This is a genomic window from Amycolatopsis sp. H20-H5 (assembly GCF_035828755.1).
Taxonomy (GTDB): Bacteria; Actinomycetota; Actinomycetes; order Mycobacteriales; family Pseudonocardiaceae; genus Amycolatopsis.
This window is the reverse complement of the sequence record NZ_JAYMZS010000040.1, coordinates 26,771-43,961: the sequence shown is the minus strand read 5'-3', so window position 1 is coordinate 43,961 and position 17,191 is coordinate 26,771. Positions and strand designations below refer to the sequence as shown.

Annotated in this window: 15 protein-coding genes; 7 read left to right on the top strand and 8 right to left on the bottom strand. The window is 67.6% G+C overall.

Annotated elements, in window-relative coordinates:
* Nucleotides 1-23 precede the first annotated feature (23 nt).
* From QMK34_RS22425 to mhpA, 6 genes are all read right to left on the bottom strand, one after another.
* On the bottom strand, nucleotides 24-2,303 hold the full coding sequence (locus QMK34_RS22425) for a CocE/NonD family hydrolase (RefSeq protein WP_326416174.1): 2,280 nt from the start codon (nucleotides 2,301-2,303) through the stop codon (nucleotides 24-26).
* 201 nt (nucleotides 2,304-2,504) lie between these two features.
* Nucleotides 2,505-3,029, bottom strand: coding sequence for a nuclear transport factor 2 family protein (locus QMK34_RS22420; RefSeq protein ID WP_326416173.1), 525 nt, complete (start codon nucleotides 3,027-3,029; stop codon nucleotides 2,505-2,507).
* A 539-nt stretch (nucleotides 3,030-3,568) separates the two neighbouring features.
* Complete coding sequence (locus QMK34_RS22415) at nucleotides 3,569-4,147, bottom strand: nuclear transport factor 2 family protein (RefSeq protein WP_326416171.1); 579 nt, start codon at nucleotides 4,145-4,147, stop codon at nucleotides 3,569-3,571.
* A 79-nt stretch (nucleotides 4,148-4,226) separates the two neighbouring features.
* Nucleotides 4,227-5,096, bottom strand: coding sequence for a fumarylacetoacetate hydrolase family protein (locus QMK34_RS22410; RefSeq protein ID WP_326416170.1), 870 nt, complete (start codon nucleotides 5,094-5,096; stop codon nucleotides 4,227-4,229).
* A 148-nt stretch (nucleotides 5,097-5,244) separates the two neighbouring features.
* A complete protein-coding gene (locus QMK34_RS22405) occupies nucleotides 5,245-5,589 on the bottom strand; it encodes a cupin domain-containing protein (protein WP_326416168.1) in 345 nt (114 codons plus the stop codon).
* A gap of 6 nt (nucleotides 5,590-5,595) precedes the next feature.
* Entirely contained in the window at nucleotides 5,596-7,197 is a 1,602-nt protein-coding gene (gene mhpA, locus QMK34_RS22400) for a bifunctional 3-(3-hydroxy-phenyl)propionate/3-hydroxycinnamic acid hydroxylase MhpA (protein ID WP_326416167.1), read from the bottom strand.
* A gap of 240 nt (nucleotides 7,198-7,437) precedes the next feature.
* Here mhpA and QMK34_RS22395 point away from each other — a divergent pair, with 240 nt between their 5' ends.
* From QMK34_RS22395 to QMK34_RS22385, 3 genes are all read left to right on the top strand, one after another.
* Complete coding sequence (locus QMK34_RS22395) at nucleotides 7,438-8,220, top strand: FadR/GntR family transcriptional regulator (RefSeq protein ID WP_326416166.1); 783 nt, start codon at nucleotides 7,438-7,440, stop codon at nucleotides 8,218-8,220.
* A gap of 328 nt (nucleotides 8,221-8,548) precedes the next feature.
* Nucleotides 8,549-8,800 carry a hypothetical protein gene (locus QMK34_RS22390; protein ID WP_326416165.1) on the top strand — a complete coding sequence of 84 codons (252 nt, stop codon included), beginning with the start codon at nucleotides 8,549-8,551 and terminating at the stop codon, nucleotides 8,798-8,800.
* Nucleotides 8,797-9,387, top strand: a complete 591-nt coding sequence (locus QMK34_RS22385; protein ID WP_326416164.1) for an SDR family NAD(P)-dependent oxidoreductase — start codon at nucleotides 8,797-8,799, stop codon at nucleotides 9,385-9,387. Before QMK34_RS22390 ends, QMK34_RS22385 begins: the two co-directional genes overlap by 4 nt.
* A 354-nt stretch (nucleotides 9,388-9,741) precedes the next feature.
* Here the strand turns inward: QMK34_RS22385 and QMK34_RS22380 are convergent, their stop codons facing one another.
* Both QMK34_RS22380 and QMK34_RS22375 read right to left on the bottom strand, forming a co-directional pair.
* The gene (locus tag QMK34_RS22380) at nucleotides 9,742-10,260 is read right to left on the bottom strand and encodes a zinc-binding dehydrogenase (protein ID WP_326416163.1); all 519 of its coding nucleotides are present in this window, start codon (nucleotides 10,258-10,260) and stop codon (nucleotides 9,742-9,744) included.
* 13 nt (nucleotides 10,261-10,273) lie between these two features.
* Entirely contained in the window at nucleotides 10,274-10,678 is a 405-nt protein-coding gene (locus tag QMK34_RS22375) for an alcohol dehydrogenase catalytic domain-containing protein (protein ID WP_442785190.1), read from the bottom strand.
* A 438-nt stretch (nucleotides 10,679-11,116) separates the two neighbouring features.
* On the opposite strand from QMK34_RS22375, the gene QMK34_RS22370 reads away from it, so the two are divergent.
* From QMK34_RS22370 to QMK34_RS22355, 4 genes are read left to right on the top strand one after another with little or no spacing between them, the layout of a single operon-like run.
* The gene (locus QMK34_RS22370; protein WP_326416161.1) at nucleotides 11,117-13,420 is read left to right on the top strand and encodes a CocE/NonD family hydrolase; all 2,304 of its coding nucleotides are present in this window, start codon (nucleotides 11,117-11,119) and stop codon (nucleotides 13,418-13,420) included.
* Nucleotides 13,421-13,473: 53 nt separating this feature from the next.
* Nucleotides 13,474-14,700, top strand: a complete 1,227-nt coding sequence (locus QMK34_RS22365; RefSeq protein ID WP_326416160.1) for an acyl-CoA dehydrogenase family protein — start codon at nucleotides 13,474-13,476, stop codon at nucleotides 14,698-14,700.
* 28 nt (nucleotides 14,701-14,728) lie between these two features.
* Nucleotides 14,729-15,928: a flavin reductase gene (locus QMK34_RS22360; RefSeq protein WP_326416158.1), complete on the top strand. Its 1,200-nt coding sequence runs from the start codon at nucleotides 14,729-14,731 to the stop codon at nucleotides 15,926-15,928.
* Complete coding sequence (locus tag QMK34_RS22355; protein WP_326416157.1) at nucleotides 15,928-17,166, top strand: CaiB/BaiF CoA transferase family protein; 1,239 nt, start codon at nucleotides 15,928-15,930, stop codon at nucleotides 17,164-17,166. The genes QMK34_RS22360 and QMK34_RS22355 overlap by 1 nt, the downstream gene beginning before the upstream one ends.
* The last annotated feature ends 25 nt before the right edge of the window (nucleotides 17,167-17,191 follow it).

Sequence of the window (17,191 nt, the reverse complement as noted above, 5' to 3'; positions counted from 1 at the left end):
TCTCCTCTCGCGGAGTGGTCATGTCATCGCGCCGGCACGATCGGCAGCTGCACGTAGCTGGGGTGGTCGGGTCCGGTGTGGATGGTGTTCACCGCGCCGAGGTGGTAGCTCTCGTCATAAGCGCGGACGGGTACACCTGCGGGCGAATAGGGCTGGATGTCGATCCGCAGACGGCTGTTCTTCCGGATGAGTGCGCTGCTCGGGTTGAGGCCGACCTCGATGGCGACGATCTCTTCGTCGTTCAGCGACTGGTGATCTGCTTCGGTGTGGGTGTGGACCGGCCAGTAGTTCGTGGACCGCGCCTCGTCGAGCCTGCGTCGGGATACCTTCAGCGAGCCGTGTCCGATCGGATGCAAGTTCACCGGATCGACCGGGTGGACCATGGCCTCGTACCGGACTTCCCGATCTTGTTCGTCGAACACGCGCAGCGACACGAACACATCCATGTCCGCGCTGGTCGAGGACACCCACAAGCCAACCTTCATGTAGCCGACCAGCACCATGTCCTTCTGGAGAGGGTCGCTGACGAACGAGACGCCCGTCGACCAGCGGGGGGTGCCGCCCACCGGGCCCGTCGGCGCCGGTGTCGCCTGACCCAGTTCGAGATGTGCGTCGTAGTTCGTGCTGTGTCCGGAAGCAGGAACGTTCTCGCTGATCCGCAGGACGTCGTTACGCCGTCCGTCGCCGTGCCAGTCCGACGGCCTCGCGTCCAGGTACCAGCGGCGGTAGGTGGTCCGCGGGATGGGCCACTCGGGCTCCTCCAACACGTAGTAGGCCGCGTCGCCGGTCCTGACTTGCACCCGTACGGGCGCCTGGTCCATCGCGCCGTTGTCTTCGCCTTTGAGCCAGTAGTCGAAGAACCGCATGTGTTCGGCGACGGTGGAGTCGCTGTAGCAGTGCGGGAACCAGGCGTCGACGAAGTCGAACTTCCGCGCTGTCGCCCCGGTGGAGCGGATGTAGGTTTCGCTGCTGCCGAGCTGGTGGATCGCGGCGCCCGTCTGCGGGCCGACGATCCACACTGGTGCTGTCGCCTTCTCGAGCTCGGGGCGCATGAAGATCGAGCCTCGAGGGCCGTAGGCCGCCGGGTCGTTGAACGGGGTCGCCAAGACGCGAGCCATCCAGTCGGTTTCCCGGCGTTTGCCGCAGAAGTTCTTGCCCGACCAGGTCTTCCACCACCAGCTCCAGAAGCCTTCGCCGAAGATGCCGCCGTTGTACAAGGTTTCGTTATACGGGTCCGCGTCGGTCCCCAGGGCGATCATCGCCTTCAGGTGGGGTGGCTGCAGGCTCGCGACGTTGTGCTGGGTCATCGCCAGATAGGACATCCCCCACAGCCCGACGTTGCCGTTGGACCAGGGCTGGGTTCCCGCCCATTCGATCGCGTCGTAGTAGTCCTCGGCTTCCTGGACGCTCAGCGGAGACTGCAGCCCCGGGCTCTTGCAGACACCGCGGGCGTCCACCCGGATGCAGACGTAGCCGTTCGGAACCCACGCCGCCGAGTCGACGCTTTCGTGGTTCTCGTCCTGCAGGCCGTCCGGGTTGCCGGAGAAGAATCGGTCTTCCAGTTGCTCCTTCTTCAGCGCGTCCTCTGCGTTGCAGATGCACTCGTGATAGAAGCTCTTGCCGTAGAACCCCTTGTTCATGACGACGGGATGGCGGGCATGGTCGTCCGGGCGGAACACGTCGGCGTAGACGAACGATCCGTCCCGCAGGGGAATCTTGACGTCGGTCGTCTTGATGATGCCGCGGATGTTGCGCCGTAGCTCGTTGCGTGCGGCGGCCGGGCTGCGGAGTTCGCGCGGTGTGGTCGCCGTGAACACGCCTGCCGTGGCGTTGAGCTTGTCTAGCAGGCCTGTGACCACGGGGTCGTGGGCGAAGGTGTCGGCTTCGGACTCGGCCTGGCTGAAGTTGATGACCACCGGCTCGATCAGCTGATGCACGAGCGGTGCGATCGACACACCGCTTTCGGCGGTGCCATTCTGGTCCAGCGTCTGGATCAGCCGCGCGAGATTGGTCACCAGGGGGTCGTGGAGCCTGTCGATCTTGCCGGCTACGCGGTTGACCAGCTGGGCCAGGTTCACCCGCGGTGCTCCCTCGACGGCGCCGAGGACCAGCCCGCCCACGAGGTAGGTGACTGCTTCTCCGCGGCGGTAGTAGAACTCACCGCGGTCGTTGGTAAAGCCGGAGGTGGTCGGTGTCTGGTATTTCAGCCCGCGGATCGGGCCGGCGAAGACGCCGGTGGCGAGGTCGGCTGACTTAGACGTTGTATCAGTGTTGAGCATGAGACTCTCACTCTTGCGTGTCATCAGAAGGACTTCTTAGAGTATTCGGCGTCCGGCCCAGGCGGGCGTGTCAAAGAGGATCCGAGCACCATCGTGTCCAGCCAGCCTTCCCGTCGGCACGATGACCGGCGCACCGGGCGTCGGTCCGCCGACAGCCTTCGTGCTGCGGGCGGGTATCCAATAGGTTCCGGTCCGTGGTGGGACCGGCGGTGGAACGTTGCGCGCCTACCGCACCGTGATCGCCTTCAGGTAGCCGATCTTGCCTGCCTCGCTGTGCTGGCGTAGCACGTTGGTCTCCATGTCGGGCTTGTGTTCCTGGTCCGGCTCCGGGACCGAGGGGTTGCCGGTCCACGACATCAATCGGCACACGCGCCTCCGGATGCGCCAACCGTGCTCTGTGCGCACGAGTTCATCGTCGTACCAGCCGGTTCCGGTCCAGGTCGAGCCGCCTTCGGCGGCGTCGCGCACCAGCAGCCAGTTGCCGTAACTGAAGGCGTTGGCCTTTTCGCCGTCGACGTGAACCAGTTGGCCCATCATCGTGTGCTGGTGGTTGTCCAACCGGTTGTGGAACTCGGCGAAGGAGCGTTTGAAGTTGGCCAGGCCCGACCACGCGGCGCCGGCGGGGCCGAACTCGGCGGTGACGTCGTCGGTGAAGACGCGGTCGAACAAGTCCCACTGGTGCGCGTCCAGCGCGAATCCGTAGAGGTTCAGAACCTCGATGATAGCTGCTTTGTCGCGGTCGTTCCCCATAACCTGTTTCCTCTCTGTGCGAATGGTTTTGCCTAAGCGGTGTGGCGCGCGGTGGCGTCGATGAATGGGCAGGATCGAAGTAAAAGGGGCGGATCTCGCAGATCTGATTGTCGCAGAATCGGATCAGTTCGGCGACTTGCGCCGGCGGATTGTCCTGCCCGGCGAGGGTGAATTCGACGAGCTCGACCGCGTAGCCGTCTCCGACGGTGGTGGCGACGAACTTCATCTCGCTGCCCCCCGACACTCTCGACCACGATCGGGATCAGCTCACGAAAAGCGCCTTTTTTCCCGATAGGTCCCCGCGAAGGGCATCTACGGAGGGATCTCGATGACGAAGTCATCGGTCAGGAGTTGCTCGGCCGCCGCGTGGTCGCCGGCAGCGTTGAGAGAGTAGTGGCGCTTGACGAGCTCGAGTTGCTGTTCTGCGGTCACATCGGCGCCTTCCTACAGCGGGCGGATTGTTCATGGCGCTCAGCCACGGTGGCTTGCGGAGATGGTCACGGTCGAGGTGGGGGTGTGCCCGGCCGCGACGACGGTACCTAGGTCGCGGCCGGGGTCGTTCCCGGTTGAGCGGACCAGTTTTCCGTTGTCAGCGGCGTGCCGTCGAAGCCGGCGACGGCACGCAGGCTCGGGTCGGATCCGTCGCGTAAGCCGACGGAGGCGTCGGGGTGATCGTCGAACCAGCCGGAGGCGGGGTAGCGGTACATCCAGTCGACGAATAACTGGCGGCGCGAGATCAGCCAGACACCGTCGCGCAGTTCGAACCGGTCGAGGTAGCGTGCCCACAGCTTGACGTATTCACCCTTCCAGTGGTGCCGCTCGGATCCTTGGTGATCCGCCTGCAGGTAGGTTTCGACGTGGGCGACGGATGGGCCGTCGAACTCGATCAGGCTGTTGCCGAGCATGTGCATCGTCCGGACGAACCGCGGCATCTCCGCCGAGAGGAACTCGACGAATCCGTCGACGGATCCGGCGTGCAGGCTTTCGGGGAACTGGACCCAGGCGTCGGGGTGGAAGGCACCGCGGACGAGACTCATGTCGACGCGGTCGAGTCCACGGCAGTAGCGCAGCAAGACGTCGTGGATTTCGGCTCGTGCGCCGAGTTCTTCGATCTTCATTAATCTCTCCTCGACAGGCGTCTCATCGGTGATGCGTGGCGGGTGGCGATGGTGGTCAACGGCGGGGCCGCAGGGCGGCTCACGCAAACGCGGCAGCCGCGAAGCGCTGCTCGTTGCCGACGACGGCGTTGCGCAGCACGCCGAGGCGTTCCACTTCGACTTCGACCGTGTCGCCCGGCTGCAGCAGCCGGGGCGGGGTGCGGGCGTAGCCGACCCCGGATGGTGTCCCGGTCGCCAGCAGGTCGCCGGGTCGCAGGGTGAGGGTGTGGGAAATCTGGGAGAGTGTGTCTTCCACCGTGTACATCATCTGGTCGGTCCGGGCGTCCTGCACGGTCTGCCCGTTGACGCGGGTTCGCAGCCGCAGGCCCTGGTTCAGGTCCCCGACCTCGGCGGCGGGGACGATCGGCCCGAGGGGTCCGGAGCGGTCGGCGTTCTTGCCCAACGTCCACTGGGAGGTGCGCTTCTGCGCGGTGCGGGCGGTCAGGTCGTTGAACACCGAGTAGCCCATGACGGCGGCCAGGGCCTGTTCGGGAGAGGCGTCGAGCAGCGGCGCTCCGACCCAGGCCACGACTTCGCCCTCCCAGTCCAGCCCCTCTTCGCCTGCAGGGACGGGCACTTCCGCTCCGTCGACAGTCAGGGACTGGGTCCACCGGCCGAAGAGGGTCGGATACGGCGGCAAAGCCTGGTCGCGGTAGCTGCCTTCGGCGACGTGGTCGTGGTAGTTCAGCCCGATGCAGAGCACCCGCGCGGCGGGCAACACCGGCGGTACCCGCTGCAGCTGCGCGGTAGCCAGTGTCGGTCCCGTAGGAGACGCGGACAGGTATGCGGCGGGGTCGGCCCAGAAGTCCGCGAGTGAGGCGATGAGGGTGACGGTGTCGCCGTGCTCGGCCAGGCTGGCGACCTCGACACCATCACCGTGGTGCGGTCGTCTGACGCCTACGATGCGCATCGGTTCCCTTTCGAAATGGCTGGTCGGTGATGACGCGGCGGGATGTGCCAGTGATCGGGTGCGGCCACCGGCACCCACCGACGAGGGGTCGACCAGGCTCGGGTGGCGCCGTCGCAGGGGCCGGTGCCGTGGTCAGGCGCGAGGTTGCTCATGTGCTCGCCGGTCTGATCACCAGCATGCTGGCCGGCAACGGCGTTCGGTTGAGCACTCGACGCAACGTTCCGGCGGTGAAGTGCACGCAGTCGTAGGGATGCAGCGTCTCCTCGACCCCCTCGCTGATCATCGTCAGCGCGCCGGCGACGATGACATACACGGTGTCCGCCGGCTGGGGCGCCATGTCCGCTTCGCCGCCGGGCAGGTAGTGCGACAAGGTCACCGTCACCCCGGTCGCCGGCGCGTCCGCGCCGCCCAGGAGCCGGACGGGTCCCACGCCCCGGTGGCCGGGCGGGTCGAACAGTTCGGCATCGGCGAGCCGGTGGACCTGCATGCTCATGATCGTTCACTCTCCTGCGGTCGGTGCCAGCGCCTGGCGCAGGCGGGTCAGAAAGCGCGGAACGTCGGTGTGCGCACCGGCGGCGAAGACGTAGAAGTCGGGGCGGGCCAGCACTGCCTCACAGCCGCGCTCGGCGAACCAGCGCCGGTACCCGCCGTCGACATCCTCAATGCGGCCGTGGCCGGACACGTCCGCAACGACACCGCCGACCTGCCGGAACCAGGACAGGTCATCGAGATCGCAGAGTTCGGCGGGATCGCCGCCAAGGCTGATCAGCTGCCAACCGCCGCCGACCACGTCGTCGAACAACCCGACGCGGTCGCCGACGCGCACTCGTCCCTGGGGTGCCAGCCGCCCCTCGGCCCCGTTGCTGTCGATCGTGAGCGACGGCCGGCCGAGGCGGGGGTGCGGTGGTTCGCGGGTGACGGCATCCGGGTCAGCCGAGCGCTTCTTCATCTCGGCGTCGCGGGCGGCGGCCCGGTCGACGTCGAGTTCGCAGATGACCCGGCCGGCGGCTACGGCTTCGTCGATGAGCTCCCGGACGTGCCCGGCGCGTTCGGGCCCGTAGGTGTCCAGCACCGCGGGCGTGGCGAGCCTGCGGTACACGAGACTCAGCCGCCAGGTCAGTGCGCGGGCGTCCCGCAGGCCCGAGCACATGCCCTGCCCGAGAAAGGGTGGCATGACGTGCGCCGCGTCACCGGCCAGGAAGACGTTGCCCGAGCGCCACGGCTGTGCCCACCGTCCTCGGAACGTGTAGACCGCGTGCCGTTCCAAGCGGGCGGTCTCGGGTGTGATGTCCCAGGGCGCCATGAGCCGCCAGGCCGTGCTCTCCTGGCCGAGCTCGTCGATGGTCGTGTCCGCGCGGCGCATGAACTCGAACCGTCGCCGTCCCGGCCCGCTGCTGACCGCGGTCGCCGGTTGCGCCGGGTCGCAGTACTGGGTGACGAAGGCGGTCCAATTCTCTTCGGCCAGCGGCCGGTAGTCCACCACGAGCCAGTCGGCGCTGAATCCCGAGTCTTGCATGCCGATCCCGAGCTGGGAGCGCACGGCACTGTTGGCGCCATCGGCGCCGACCAGCCACCGTGCCTCGACCTGCACGACCTCGGTGGGTGTGTCGGTGCGGGTCAGGCGTACCGACACACCGTCGTGGTGCTGCATCAGAGCTCGAAACGACCAGCCCCGGTGAACACTCACTCCCGGCGTCGCGACGGCCAGCTTCTCCAGTGCGGTCTCGAGGTCGGGCTGGTGGAAGCCGTTGGTATTGGCCCAGCCCGATTCGGCGGTCCGGTTCCAGTCGATGGCCTGTAGCAGCTCGCCGTCACCGTTGCGGAACTCATACCCGCCGCGCGTGCCCTGAGACGGCTCGAACAGAGCGACGTGGTCGGCCATGACGCCGGCGGCCTGCAGGATGCGGATCGCTTCGTGGTCGATCGTGCAGGCCCGAGGGAGCGGATAGCGCTGCGGCCAGCGCTCCACGACGGCGACCTGCAGCCCGGCTTGTCCCAGCAGGACTGCGGTCAGCAGGCCGACGGGGCCGCCGCCGACAACCAGGCAGTCGACCGCCCGCCGCGGCGCCATGGCAGGTTCTTGCCCCGGTGGCATCGTCATGCGTCCAGTTCTCCGGTGCGCAGGGCCGCCGGGCAGTCCTTGATGGTGGCCGCGAGCGCGTTAGCCGCCGAGATCACCCACGGTGGAGTCCGCTGTGTCACGAGTTGTCGCCCTTCTGTCGTCTCGCGACGACACCGCCACGGCCTCCGGAGACCGTTCCAACTAAAATAACCCGTATGTTTCGGGTGGTTTTGATCCTGTCGTTGACACCGGCGCGCTGTCAAGAGCTAAACTATGCGTATGTTTTCCCGTCCCCCCGGCCTTGCGCAGAACCTCACCTCGGAGATCGAGGAGCTGATCGGCGCCCGCGGTCTACGTCCCGGCGATCGTGTCGCCACCATGGAGCAGCTGCGTGAGCAGACCGGCTACGGTCGCGCCACCATCGGGGAAACCTGCCGACTGCTCACCGAACGCGGGATCGTCGACGTCCGCCCGGGACGAGGCGGCGGCCTGTTTGTGGCGAAGACCAGCCCGATGGTGCGACTGCGCCAAACGTTGCTGACGGTTCCGCAAGGGACGACCACCGTCGCCGATGCCATCGCCGTCCGTGACTCACTCGAGGAGCTCGTCGCTCTTGAGGCCGCGGCGAACCGGACCGACCGGGATCTACGGGAACTAGACGCTTATCTGGACACGATGCGCCGCTCCGGCGATGACCTCGAAGGCTTCCTGCACGCGAATTGGTCCTTGCATGAGCGCATCGCCGCGATCACGTCCAACGATCTGGCCCGCGCACTGTACGTCGCACTGATTCGGGCCATCACCGAGCTGGCGGTCCGGGCCGACCCCGAAACGTCGACGGCATCGAGGGACTACCTGGCCGAGCGGATGACCGTGCACGAAGACCTGGTCGAGGCGATCCGGCTCGGCGACGCAGATCGCGTCCGCGCCGCCGTGGCCGCCCATCGCGGCGACGCCGCGTCCGGTGTGCTGGACGGCTGCGCAGGCCGGATGCCCACAGCCGCCGGCGAACACGCCCTCCCGGAGGTCGCCCTCGCGCCCACCAACGGCAGCCCTGAGTAATCACTGTTCAGCGGGCCGGTCCTGATGAACGGGTAGGCGAAGACATGCAGGAGACGGCTTGTCGCCTGTGATCGATCCGAACCACAGATCAGTCGATCACGATGTCGTGCACGAGATCCGGCGTCACCGGTGGCCGCCGACGAGGTGCTCAGAAGCGGGCGCTGCGGTCTGACGCCCGGCCACGTCGTGAGCGATGACCGTGACAATCGGCAGCGCATGGCGGCGCCGATCTCCCGTTCCGCGGCGCTGCACTGTCGGCATCCCCCCGAACTGTCCGACGCAGCCGCGTCTCTGCCGCGACCTGACCACAGAGAAAGCGAGCACCGACATGTCCGCCAAGGTAGTTCTCATCACCGATACCTCCTCGGGTATCGGGCTGGCCGCCGCCGCCGCGCAGGCCGGCTGGCGGACGGTCGCCACCATGCGTGACTCCGCCCGGGCAACGGCCTTGCTCGCCGCGGCGGAGATCGCGGGAGTGACCGACCTTGTCGACGTGCGGCACCTCGACGTCACCGACCCGAATCGGTCCTGCGCTGCGTCGCCGGCATCGTCGCCGACTACGGCTCACTCGACGCGGTGATCAACAACGCAGGCTCCGGACATGTCGGAACTCTGGAGCAGGAGACGATCGATGACGTGCGCGCGGTGATGGAGGTCAACTTCTTCGGTGTTCTCACCGTCACCCGTGCCGCGCTGCCGCATCTGCGCGCCAGCTCCGGCCGGGTCGTGACGGTGACCAGCGTCGGTGGCGTGGTCGGTCAACCGCTCAACGAGGCCTACTTCACGGCGAAGTTCGCCGTCGAGGGCTTCATAGAGCCGCTGGCCCCGGTCGCGGCCAGCGCCGGCGTGCGGGTGGTCGTGGTCGTGGTCGAGCCAGGCGCGGTAGCCAGTGACTTCATCAGCAACACCGGCGTAGACACCTTCGACACCGCCGAGGCCGGACCGTACGCGATCACGTTGCGCTCCTACCTCGACCGGACCCTCAACGCGTTCGCCGGCGCACAGACCCGGGCTGAGGCCGCGGCCTCGATCGTCGCTGTGCTCTGCGCCGAGTCACCAGCCTTCCGTAGTCAGACCTCCGATCAGGCGCGCGGTCTCGCCGGCATCAAGCTGGCGGACCTGGACGGCGCCGCCGTCCAGCGAGTAACGGGCTCCTGGCTCGCCTGACGCGGTCCTCACCGTCACACGCCCGGCTGCGCCATAGCGCACAGCCCTGCTGTGCGCGGTGAGAGATCACGAGGGCGAGACGTCTCACACCCGGCGATGAAAGCCGGCTGGCCTCGGTCGGCTTCTTGGGATATCACTCGGCACCGGAGATCGGCGCGGGTGCACGGTGGCGACTCGACTCACATGGCTCCTGGCGGCCGGTGCTGTGCCGATCGCGGCGCCGGCGCTGCCACGTCTGCGCCCTGTCGCGCGCGAGTCACGACGGGGACGCGACGAGAACGCCGCTGCCCCCCGGCGGTCGCGGTCAGCACCCGCAATGGAGTGTCGCCAATGCGCGGTTGACCTCGCGGACGTTCAGGCCGTCGAATGCCCGACGGGCAGGACTGCGCTGTGCCGCGGGCCCTCTGCGGGTACGACAACACATTTCTCGTGTGGAGAATGAGCCTGTGCCCGCCACACTGCCGGCAGTTGCTCGAGCGGGATAGCGCGAACCTCGACCTGCAGCTCGCCGCAGATGACAGCGGCCCACAGCCAGTCCAGCGCTGTCCGCTTTGCCTGCAGAGGCGTGTGTACACCGGCGAACCCGGACAACGTCAGCTGCTTGGCGCGCAACGCTCCGGCCGGTATCTGCGCGGTGGTGCCGGCGGCACTACCGATGTTGATCACGCGTGCGTACGGCGCGCACGCCTGTAGCGCAGCCTCGAAGGGCAGTCCGTACACGCCGTCGAGGACGACATCTACCGGCCCGGCCACGGCGAGGATACGGTCCGCCAGGTCCGCGGCGGTTTCCTTTGGCCGCAGATCAACAGTCGCGTCCGCGCCGAGGCCGTGCAGGCGCTGCAGTGCCGCCTGGTCGCGGGCAACGCCAACCACGTGACCTGCTCCGCTACGGTGCGCGACTTGGACCGCGATCTGCCCGACAGCCCCGGGTGGCTCCCAACACCAGTACCGTTTCCCCAGGGCGCAGGCCACCGGCCTCGATCAGCCGCATAAACGCCGCAGTGCCAGAGTTACCCACGGCCGCACCCAGGACGGGATCGAGTCCCTCCGGTAGTGCGAGCAGGTCCTCGTCGGCGACAGGGACCTGCGTGGTGAAGGTCCCCGGAGCGGTCGGCGAGGCGTGGCACTCGGCATAGACCCAGGAGCCGGGCGGATAGCGGTCGGAATCGAGCACCATGCCCACGCACTCACTGCCCGGGACGTAGGGAGCTTCGTGACGAACGGAATGAAACGTCCCCGAGGCGATCGCCAGATCCAGCGGGTTCAACGGCGCCGCGATCACGGCCACCACGGTGGTGCCAGGCGTGCGGGACGGCACCGCGACCGTACCCAGTCGAGGTTCGGGCGCCAGGGGTGTCGATGATCACCACCGGCATCGTGTCGGGCGCGCGGTCGATCGATGAGGCAGAGCGGCGCCCGCGGTCATGCTGCGCATCGGGATGTTGATGCCGCGTCAGCGTCACGACGTCGTGACTCAGTGGGCACGGTCGATGCAGCGCTGCGCGCGATCGCTGTACTGCCGGTCGTCGCCACGAAGGGCTCCTTCTCGAGGTGGAGTGTTTCGGCTGTCGGGCTCGCAGGACGCGGACTGGACGGCTCACCATGTAGTGCAGGTGAACTTGACAGACCACCGCCGTCGCATCAGAGTAGCAAAAGACACGAAAGATACGGATGTTTGAGTTCAGGGCCTCAATGGACAGTTCAGGGCCTCAATGGACAGGGAAGTGCCATGGTGCGTGAGGGAAAGCTCGCCGGACCCGTTGCAGGTCTGCAGTTCGACACCCCTACGTGCTCGGGCGTCACCGACCACGCGGGGACGTTCCGTTTCCGCGACGGGGAGGTCGTCACGTTCTCCGTCGGCCGGGTGATGGTCGGCGTAGTGCGCGGTGCAGAACGCCTCACGATCGCCGACCTCGTCGCGAGAGTTGACGGAAACCTCAGCAAGGTGGCCGACCCGGCACTCACTAACATCGCCCGGTTCCTGCTGACGCTGGACGAAGACGGCAACCCGGACAACGGAATCACTGTGTCGCCGCAGATGCACGAGCTGGTGGCCGATCGTGCCATCGACTTCCGCTACCAGGTGATGTCCCTGCCCGGCGCTCCGGCCGATCCGGTTCAAGCCTTCACCGACGATCCGGTCGTCGCGCAACTGCTGGAGGACCTGAACCAGTCGAAACTCCTCAGTGACGCCGTGCCACGCGCCCTCACCTCCCCAGCCGCGGCGCGCAACGAGGTTCGCCGCAACATCCTCGGTATCAGGCGATTCCGCGACGTCAAGATCCCCTTGCGCAACGGCTCGTTCGTCTACGCCGATGTCTTTCGCCCGGACAGCGACGAGCCGGTCCCCGTCGTCATGAACTGCGGTGTCTACGGCCGAGCGTTCGTCCATCACTCCATCTGCGACGAGCAGGACGCCGAACGCCACGAGGCGATGGAAGACCGCTACTTTCGCGGCAACCCGGACGGGTACGAGTACGAGAACCACGAAAGCATCAACACCGCGACGTGGATTCCACGCGGTTACGCCCTTGTCCGCGTTGACAGCCCGGGCGCCGGCAAAAGCCCGGGCACCCTGGGTATCTGGGGAATCGGGGAAGCCGAGGCGTACTACGACGCGATCGAATGGGCCGGTGCTCAGCCCTGGTCGAACGGCAACGTCGGCCTGTGGGGCATGTCCTATTACGCAGTGAATCAGCACGCGGTGGCCAGCCTCCGACCGCCGCACCTCAAAGCGATGATCGCCATCGGCACGGACACCGACCTCTACGAGGAAGTCGCGTACACCGGCGGCATCCTCAACGAGGAGTTCTTCCCCGGCTGGTTCGCCAACGGGATCGTGCCCGCGATCTGCGGCGACATCGACGCCACAGACTTCCTGGCCGCGGCGCGGGCCACCCCCTTCAAAGACTCCGACCCCGCGGCGATCTTCGGACCCCGGTCCGAGGTCCTAATGAGCCCTGACCTCACCCAGGTCGACACCCCACTGTGGGCGGTGGCCGCGACGGCGCATCCCGCCAACTTCCACCAGCTCGGCAGCAGCGAAACCTACCTCAACACCCCCACGCCGAACAAAAAGATCGACTTCTGGGAAGACTGGTTCGTCAAGTCCTACTCCGCCACTGCGGTTGAAGACCATGTCGCGTTCTTCGACCACTGGCTCAAAGGCGCCGACAACGGGATCATGGACACCCCACCGGTGCGTCTCGAGATCCGCACCGGACGCGGCGGATCGTACCTGCAAGAAGAGCACGAATGGCCGATCGCGCGCACCGAGTACGTCAAGTGGTACCTCGACGCCACACCGCCGCACGACGAGCACAACGGCTGCGACAATGTCGGCCGCCTGATAGACGCCATCCCCGTCGAGCAGCAGTCGGTGACCTACTCGGCCGATGTCGAGGATTCGGTGGCGTTCTCGGCCGAGGTCGACGTGGCCGAAGTCCGCCGGCCCCCAGCACCAACGGTCCCCGCGGACACGATGACCGCGGCGCCCTGTTCGCACGGAGCCACCTTCCTCAGCGCACCGTTCGAGGACGACACCGTGCTCGCCGGCTACAGCAAACTCGTCGTCTGGGTCGCCTCCACCAGCCACGACATGGACATCTTCGTCGCCCTCCGCGTGCTCGACGAGCACGACCGGGAAGTCGACTTCTGCGGCCCGGCACTGATTCCCGGCATCTCCACGCGGTTCTACCCACTGGCCAAGGGCTGGCTCAAGGCGTCGCATCGCGCGCTGGACCTGCAGCGCTCGACCAACTTCCGGCCCAAGCACACCCACCTGCGCGCCGACCACGCACCGCTGCGCGAGGACGAGATCGTGCCCGTCGAGGTCGAGATCATCCCGAACACCTGCGTGATCCGGAAGGGACAGCGCCTGCGCGTCGACATCCAGCCCTACACCGGCACCGGGCACGGGATGCGCCACGCCTACGACCGGTCTTATCACGTTGGGGCCCGCAACACGATTTTCACTGGCCCCGAGTACCCGAGCTACATGCAGCTGCCCGTCGTGCCGGCTGCCGAAGCCTGAGCACGCAGCAACCGCAGCAAGCAATTAAAATATGAGGTGAGGAACACATGGCGATGAACGGCACCGTGGCCGTTGACCGGCCCCACGCCCAGGAAATCCTCGCGCACGTCGCGGAGATGACACCGTGGTTGCGTGAACACCAAGCCGACGCTGAGGCCCAGCGCCGAATCCCGCAGGAGACCATCGAGCGTCTCGACGAAGCCGGCATCTTCAGCCTGACGACCCCGGCACGCTACGGCGGCGCCGAGTTCACCACCCGGGAGACCCACGACATCATCCGGGCGCTGGCTTCCGGGTGCGGGGCGACCGCCTGGGTGGTCTGGGCCGCGGCCGGCGGCAACCTGTGGAGCTGTGCCTTTCCCGAGGACGTGATCGCTCCGGTGTACGAGTCGCCCTGGGTCGGCAACCGCACCTTCGCCCTCGGCGGCACGAGCCGACGCATGTCCGGCACCGCCCGCCAGGTCGAGGGCGGCTGGATGATCAGGGGCACCTGGCCCTTCGCCACCGGCAGTGTCCACGCCTCCCACGGCTACCTGGCGGTGTTCTACGACGAGACCGACGACGACAAGGTCGGCATGGCCCTCGTCGCGAAGGATCAGCTGATCGAGCGCGACGACTGGGACGCGATGGGACTGGCCGGTACCGGCAGCCAGACCGTCGCGACCGATGGCGAACTGTTCGTCCCCGATGAACGCTTCAGCGACCCGGCCCAGCTCGCGACACAAATCAAGGAGCTCACCCACCAGGGACGCGGCCCGGCCCGCGGAGGGCTCGTCCGCTCCCTCATCATCGGCGCGGGCCTCGCCCTGGGCATGGCTGACCAGGCGATGGAGGCGTTCCTGGCCACCATCGGCCGGCGCAGCTTGCCCTACTCGCCCTACGCCCGCCAGCTCGACGCCCCTGTCGCCCACCACAGCGTCGGGCGTGCCTGGGCCCAGATCCGCGCGGCGGGCCGGGTGGCCGACGCCGCGGTGGCCGAACTCGACCGGTATCAGGCCGAGGGCGCGGACCCGTCCGAGCGGGAAGCTCTGCAGCTGCACACCGACGCCGCCTACATCTGGGACGCGTGCAGTGCCGCGGTGCAGACGCTGTTCCGTGCGTCGGGAGCCTCGGCGATCATCAAGCGAAACCCGCTGCAGCTGATCACCCGCAACTGCCTCGCTGGCAGCATGCACGCGGCCAATCACCTCGACACGTGGCTGGAAAACGTCGGCCGGGCGCTGTGTGGGGTCGACGCCGCGGCGCTGTCGACCAGCGTGCTCGAACGCCGAACCACCTGACCGGCCACCACGACGAGGAAGCCCCAGTATGTCCGAACCCATCGACCCGCAGCACTTTCGTCACGTGCTCGGGCACTTCCCGACCGGTGTCGCCGCGGTGACCTCGTGCGGGGACACCGGCGGCCCGGTCGGAATGACGGTCGGGTCCTTCATCTCCGTGTCGCTGTCACCACCGCTGGTGGCGTTCCTGCCCGGCAAGCAGTCCCGCACGTCCGCGACGATCCTGCGCAACGGACGGTTCTGCGTCAACGTGCTGGGGGCACACCAGGAGCCGGCGTCGCGTGCCTTCGCCACCGGCGGCGACCGCAAGTTCGACGGCCTCGACTGGACACCGTCGCCGGGCGGCCTACCGCGGCTGGACAATGCGGTCGCCTGGATCGAATGCACGGTGGACGCCGTCCACGACGCCGGCGACCACGACATCGTCATCGGCCGGGTCACCTCGCTCGACGCGCCAGAGCCGTCGTTGCCGCTGCTGTTCTTCCAAGGCGGCTACGGACGGTTCGCGCCGCTGTCGCTGGCGGCCGCGGGCGAAGCCGACCTCGTCGAGCACCTGCGGCTGGTCGATGTGGCCCGACCGATCATGGAAGACCTCGCCGAACGCAACCGGGTGGAGTGTCTGGCCTCCGCCGCGGTCAGCGAGGACATCGTCCTGCTGGCTACCGCCGGCACTCCGGCCGGCGGCCGCACCTACAGCCGGGTCGGCCAGCGGCTCCCGCACATCCCCCCACTGGGCACCGCGCTGGTGGCGTGGTCCGAGCCGGCCACCCAAGCCTGGATCGCCCGAGCAGGCGACACCGCCACCCGGCAGCACGACCCGCAGCAGCTGGTCGACCGGGTCCGCGCCCGCGGCTGGTCGGTCGCCACGTGGAGCGACAGCCTGCGCAAGCTCGAATCCAGCGTCGACGACACCACCCTCCACGGCCTCACCCCGCACGGCCGCCGCGCGGTCCGGCAACTGGTCGATCAACTCGGCAGCGAACACGAACCCGACGATCTGCACGACCCGAATCAGCACTATCGCATTCGCAGCGTATCTGTTCCCGTCTTCGACGCCCGCCAACGCGTCGTCATGCAACTGACAGTGGACGGCCTGCCACCCGATGCCGCCCACGCCGACGTCGACCTGTACGTCACCCACCTGACACACGCGGCGGAGCGCGTGTCGCGTGCACTGCCCGATACCGGGCAAGCGGCCTCGGTACCCATAGCAGGAGGACATCGTTGATGACATCTGCAGGCGCTGCGAACCCACCCGAGCAGCACGCGGCTGGACCGCTCAGCGACGTGTTCGTGGTGGATCTGAGCCGGGCCGTAGCCGGCCCGCACGCCGCGATGATGCTCGGCGACCTAGGCGCGCGGGTGATCAAGGTGGAAGCGCCGGGCACCGGCGACGACGCCCGCGGCTGGGGACCACCGTTCATGACGACCGCAGAGCACGATCGCGAGTCGACCTACTTTCTTTCCGTCAACCGCAACAAAGAATCGATCTGCCTTGACTTGAAGGACGCCGCCGACCTCATGCTGCTGGAGGAACTGGTTCGCCGCGCCGACGTCCTGGTCGAGAACTTCCGCACCGGCGTGATGCACCGGCTGGGACTCGGGGCCGAGCGGCTGCACGAGCTCAACCCGCGGCTGGTGGTCTTATCGATCACCGGGTTCGGCCACGACGGACCCGAGGGCGGCCGCCCGGGCTACGACCAAATCGCTCAGGGCGAGGGCGGTCTGATGTCGCTGACCGGATCCGGTCCCGGGGACCCGCAGAAGTTCGGCACGCCCATCTGTGACCTGCTGGCCGGCATGTACGGCGCCTACGGTGTCCTCGCCGCGCTGCACGAACGCGAAAGGACCGGTCGCGGTCAGATCGTGCGCACCTCACTGCTGGCGGCGGCCGTCGGCGTGCACGCCTTCCAGGGCACCCGCTGGACCGTCGCCGGGGAGGTGGGGCGCGCCGCCGGCAACCACCACGCCGCCATCGCCCCGTACGGCCTCTTCCGCTGCGCCGACGGGTCGGTGCAGATCGCGGTCGGCACCGAAGCGCAATGGCGCCGGTTCGCTACCGGCTTCGGCATCGACGCCGACCTTCCGGGCCTTGCCACGAACTCTGACCGGGTCGTGCGGCGCGACGAGGTCATCGTCCTTATAGAGAAGGCTTTCTCGACGTGGAACGCCGCAGATCTGCTCACCCACCTGGACGGCCTGGGTATCCCCGCCGGCACGGTGCGCAGCCTCGATGCGGTGTACGAGTGGGAGCAGACGCGCAGCCAGGGCCTGCTCGTGGACGTCGAGCACGACTCTCTGGGCACGATCACTCTTCCCGGACCGCCGTTGCGCTTCTTCGCACCGTCGGCGACTGAGCGCACCCGAACCACCCACCGTCCACCACCGCGCCTGGACCAGCACGGACACGCTCTGCGCTCCTGGCTCAGCCGAATCACTGACACCGCGCACTCGCTGTCGGAGTAACGCACCAGCGAGACCGCCACGTTCG

What these genes read in the sequence shown, in the direction of transcription:
- QMK34_RS22390 (WP_326416165.1), top strand. Translation starts at nt 8,549, where the DNA reads ATGTCCGCCAAGGTAGTTCTCATCACCGATACCTCCTCGGGTATCGGG.
- QMK34_RS22410 (WP_326416170.1), bottom strand. Translation starts at nt 5,096, where the DNA reads ATGCGCATCGTAGGCGTCAGACGACCGCACCACGGTGATGGTGTCGAG.
- QMK34_RS22370 (WP_326416161.1), top strand. Translation starts at nt 11,117, where the DNA reads ATGGTGCGTGAGGGAAAGCTCGCCGGACCCGTTGCAGGTCTGCAGTTC.
- QMK34_RS22420 (WP_326416173.1), bottom strand. Translation starts at nt 3,029, where the DNA reads ATGGGGAACGACCGCGACAAAGCAGCTATCATCGAGGTTCTGAACCTC.
- QMK34_RS22415 (WP_326416171.1), bottom strand. Translation starts at nt 4,147, where the DNA reads ATGAAGATCGAAGAACTCGGCGCACGAGCCGAAATCCACGACGTCTTG.
- QMK34_RS22425 (WP_326416174.1), bottom strand. Translation starts at nt 2,303, where the DNA reads ATGACACGCAAGAGTGAGAGTCTCATGCTCAACACTGATACAACGTCT.
- QMK34_RS22355 (WP_326416157.1), top strand. Translation starts at nt 15,928, where the DNA reads ATGACATCTGCAGGCGCTGCGAACCCACCCGAGCAGCACGCGGCTGGA.
- QMK34_RS22360 (WP_326416158.1), top strand. Translation starts at nt 14,729, where the DNA reads ATGTCCGAACCCATCGACCCGCAGCACTTTCGTCACGTGCTCGGGCAC.
- mhpA (WP_326416167.1), bottom strand. Translation starts at nt 7,197, where the DNA reads ATGACGATGCCACCGGGGCAAGAACCTGCCATGGCGCCGCGGCGGGCG.
- QMK34_RS22395 (WP_326416166.1), top strand. Translation starts at nt 7,438, where the DNA reads ATGTTTTCCCGTCCCCCCGGCCTTGCGCAGAACCTCACCTCGGAGATC.
- QMK34_RS22365 (WP_326416160.1), top strand. Translation starts at nt 13,474, where the DNA reads ATGAACGGCACCGTGGCCGTTGACCGGCCCCACGCCCAGGAAATCCTC.
- QMK34_RS22405 (WP_326416168.1), bottom strand. Translation starts at nt 5,589, where the DNA reads ATGAGCATGCAGGTCCACCGGCTCGCCGATGCCGAACTGTTCGACCCG.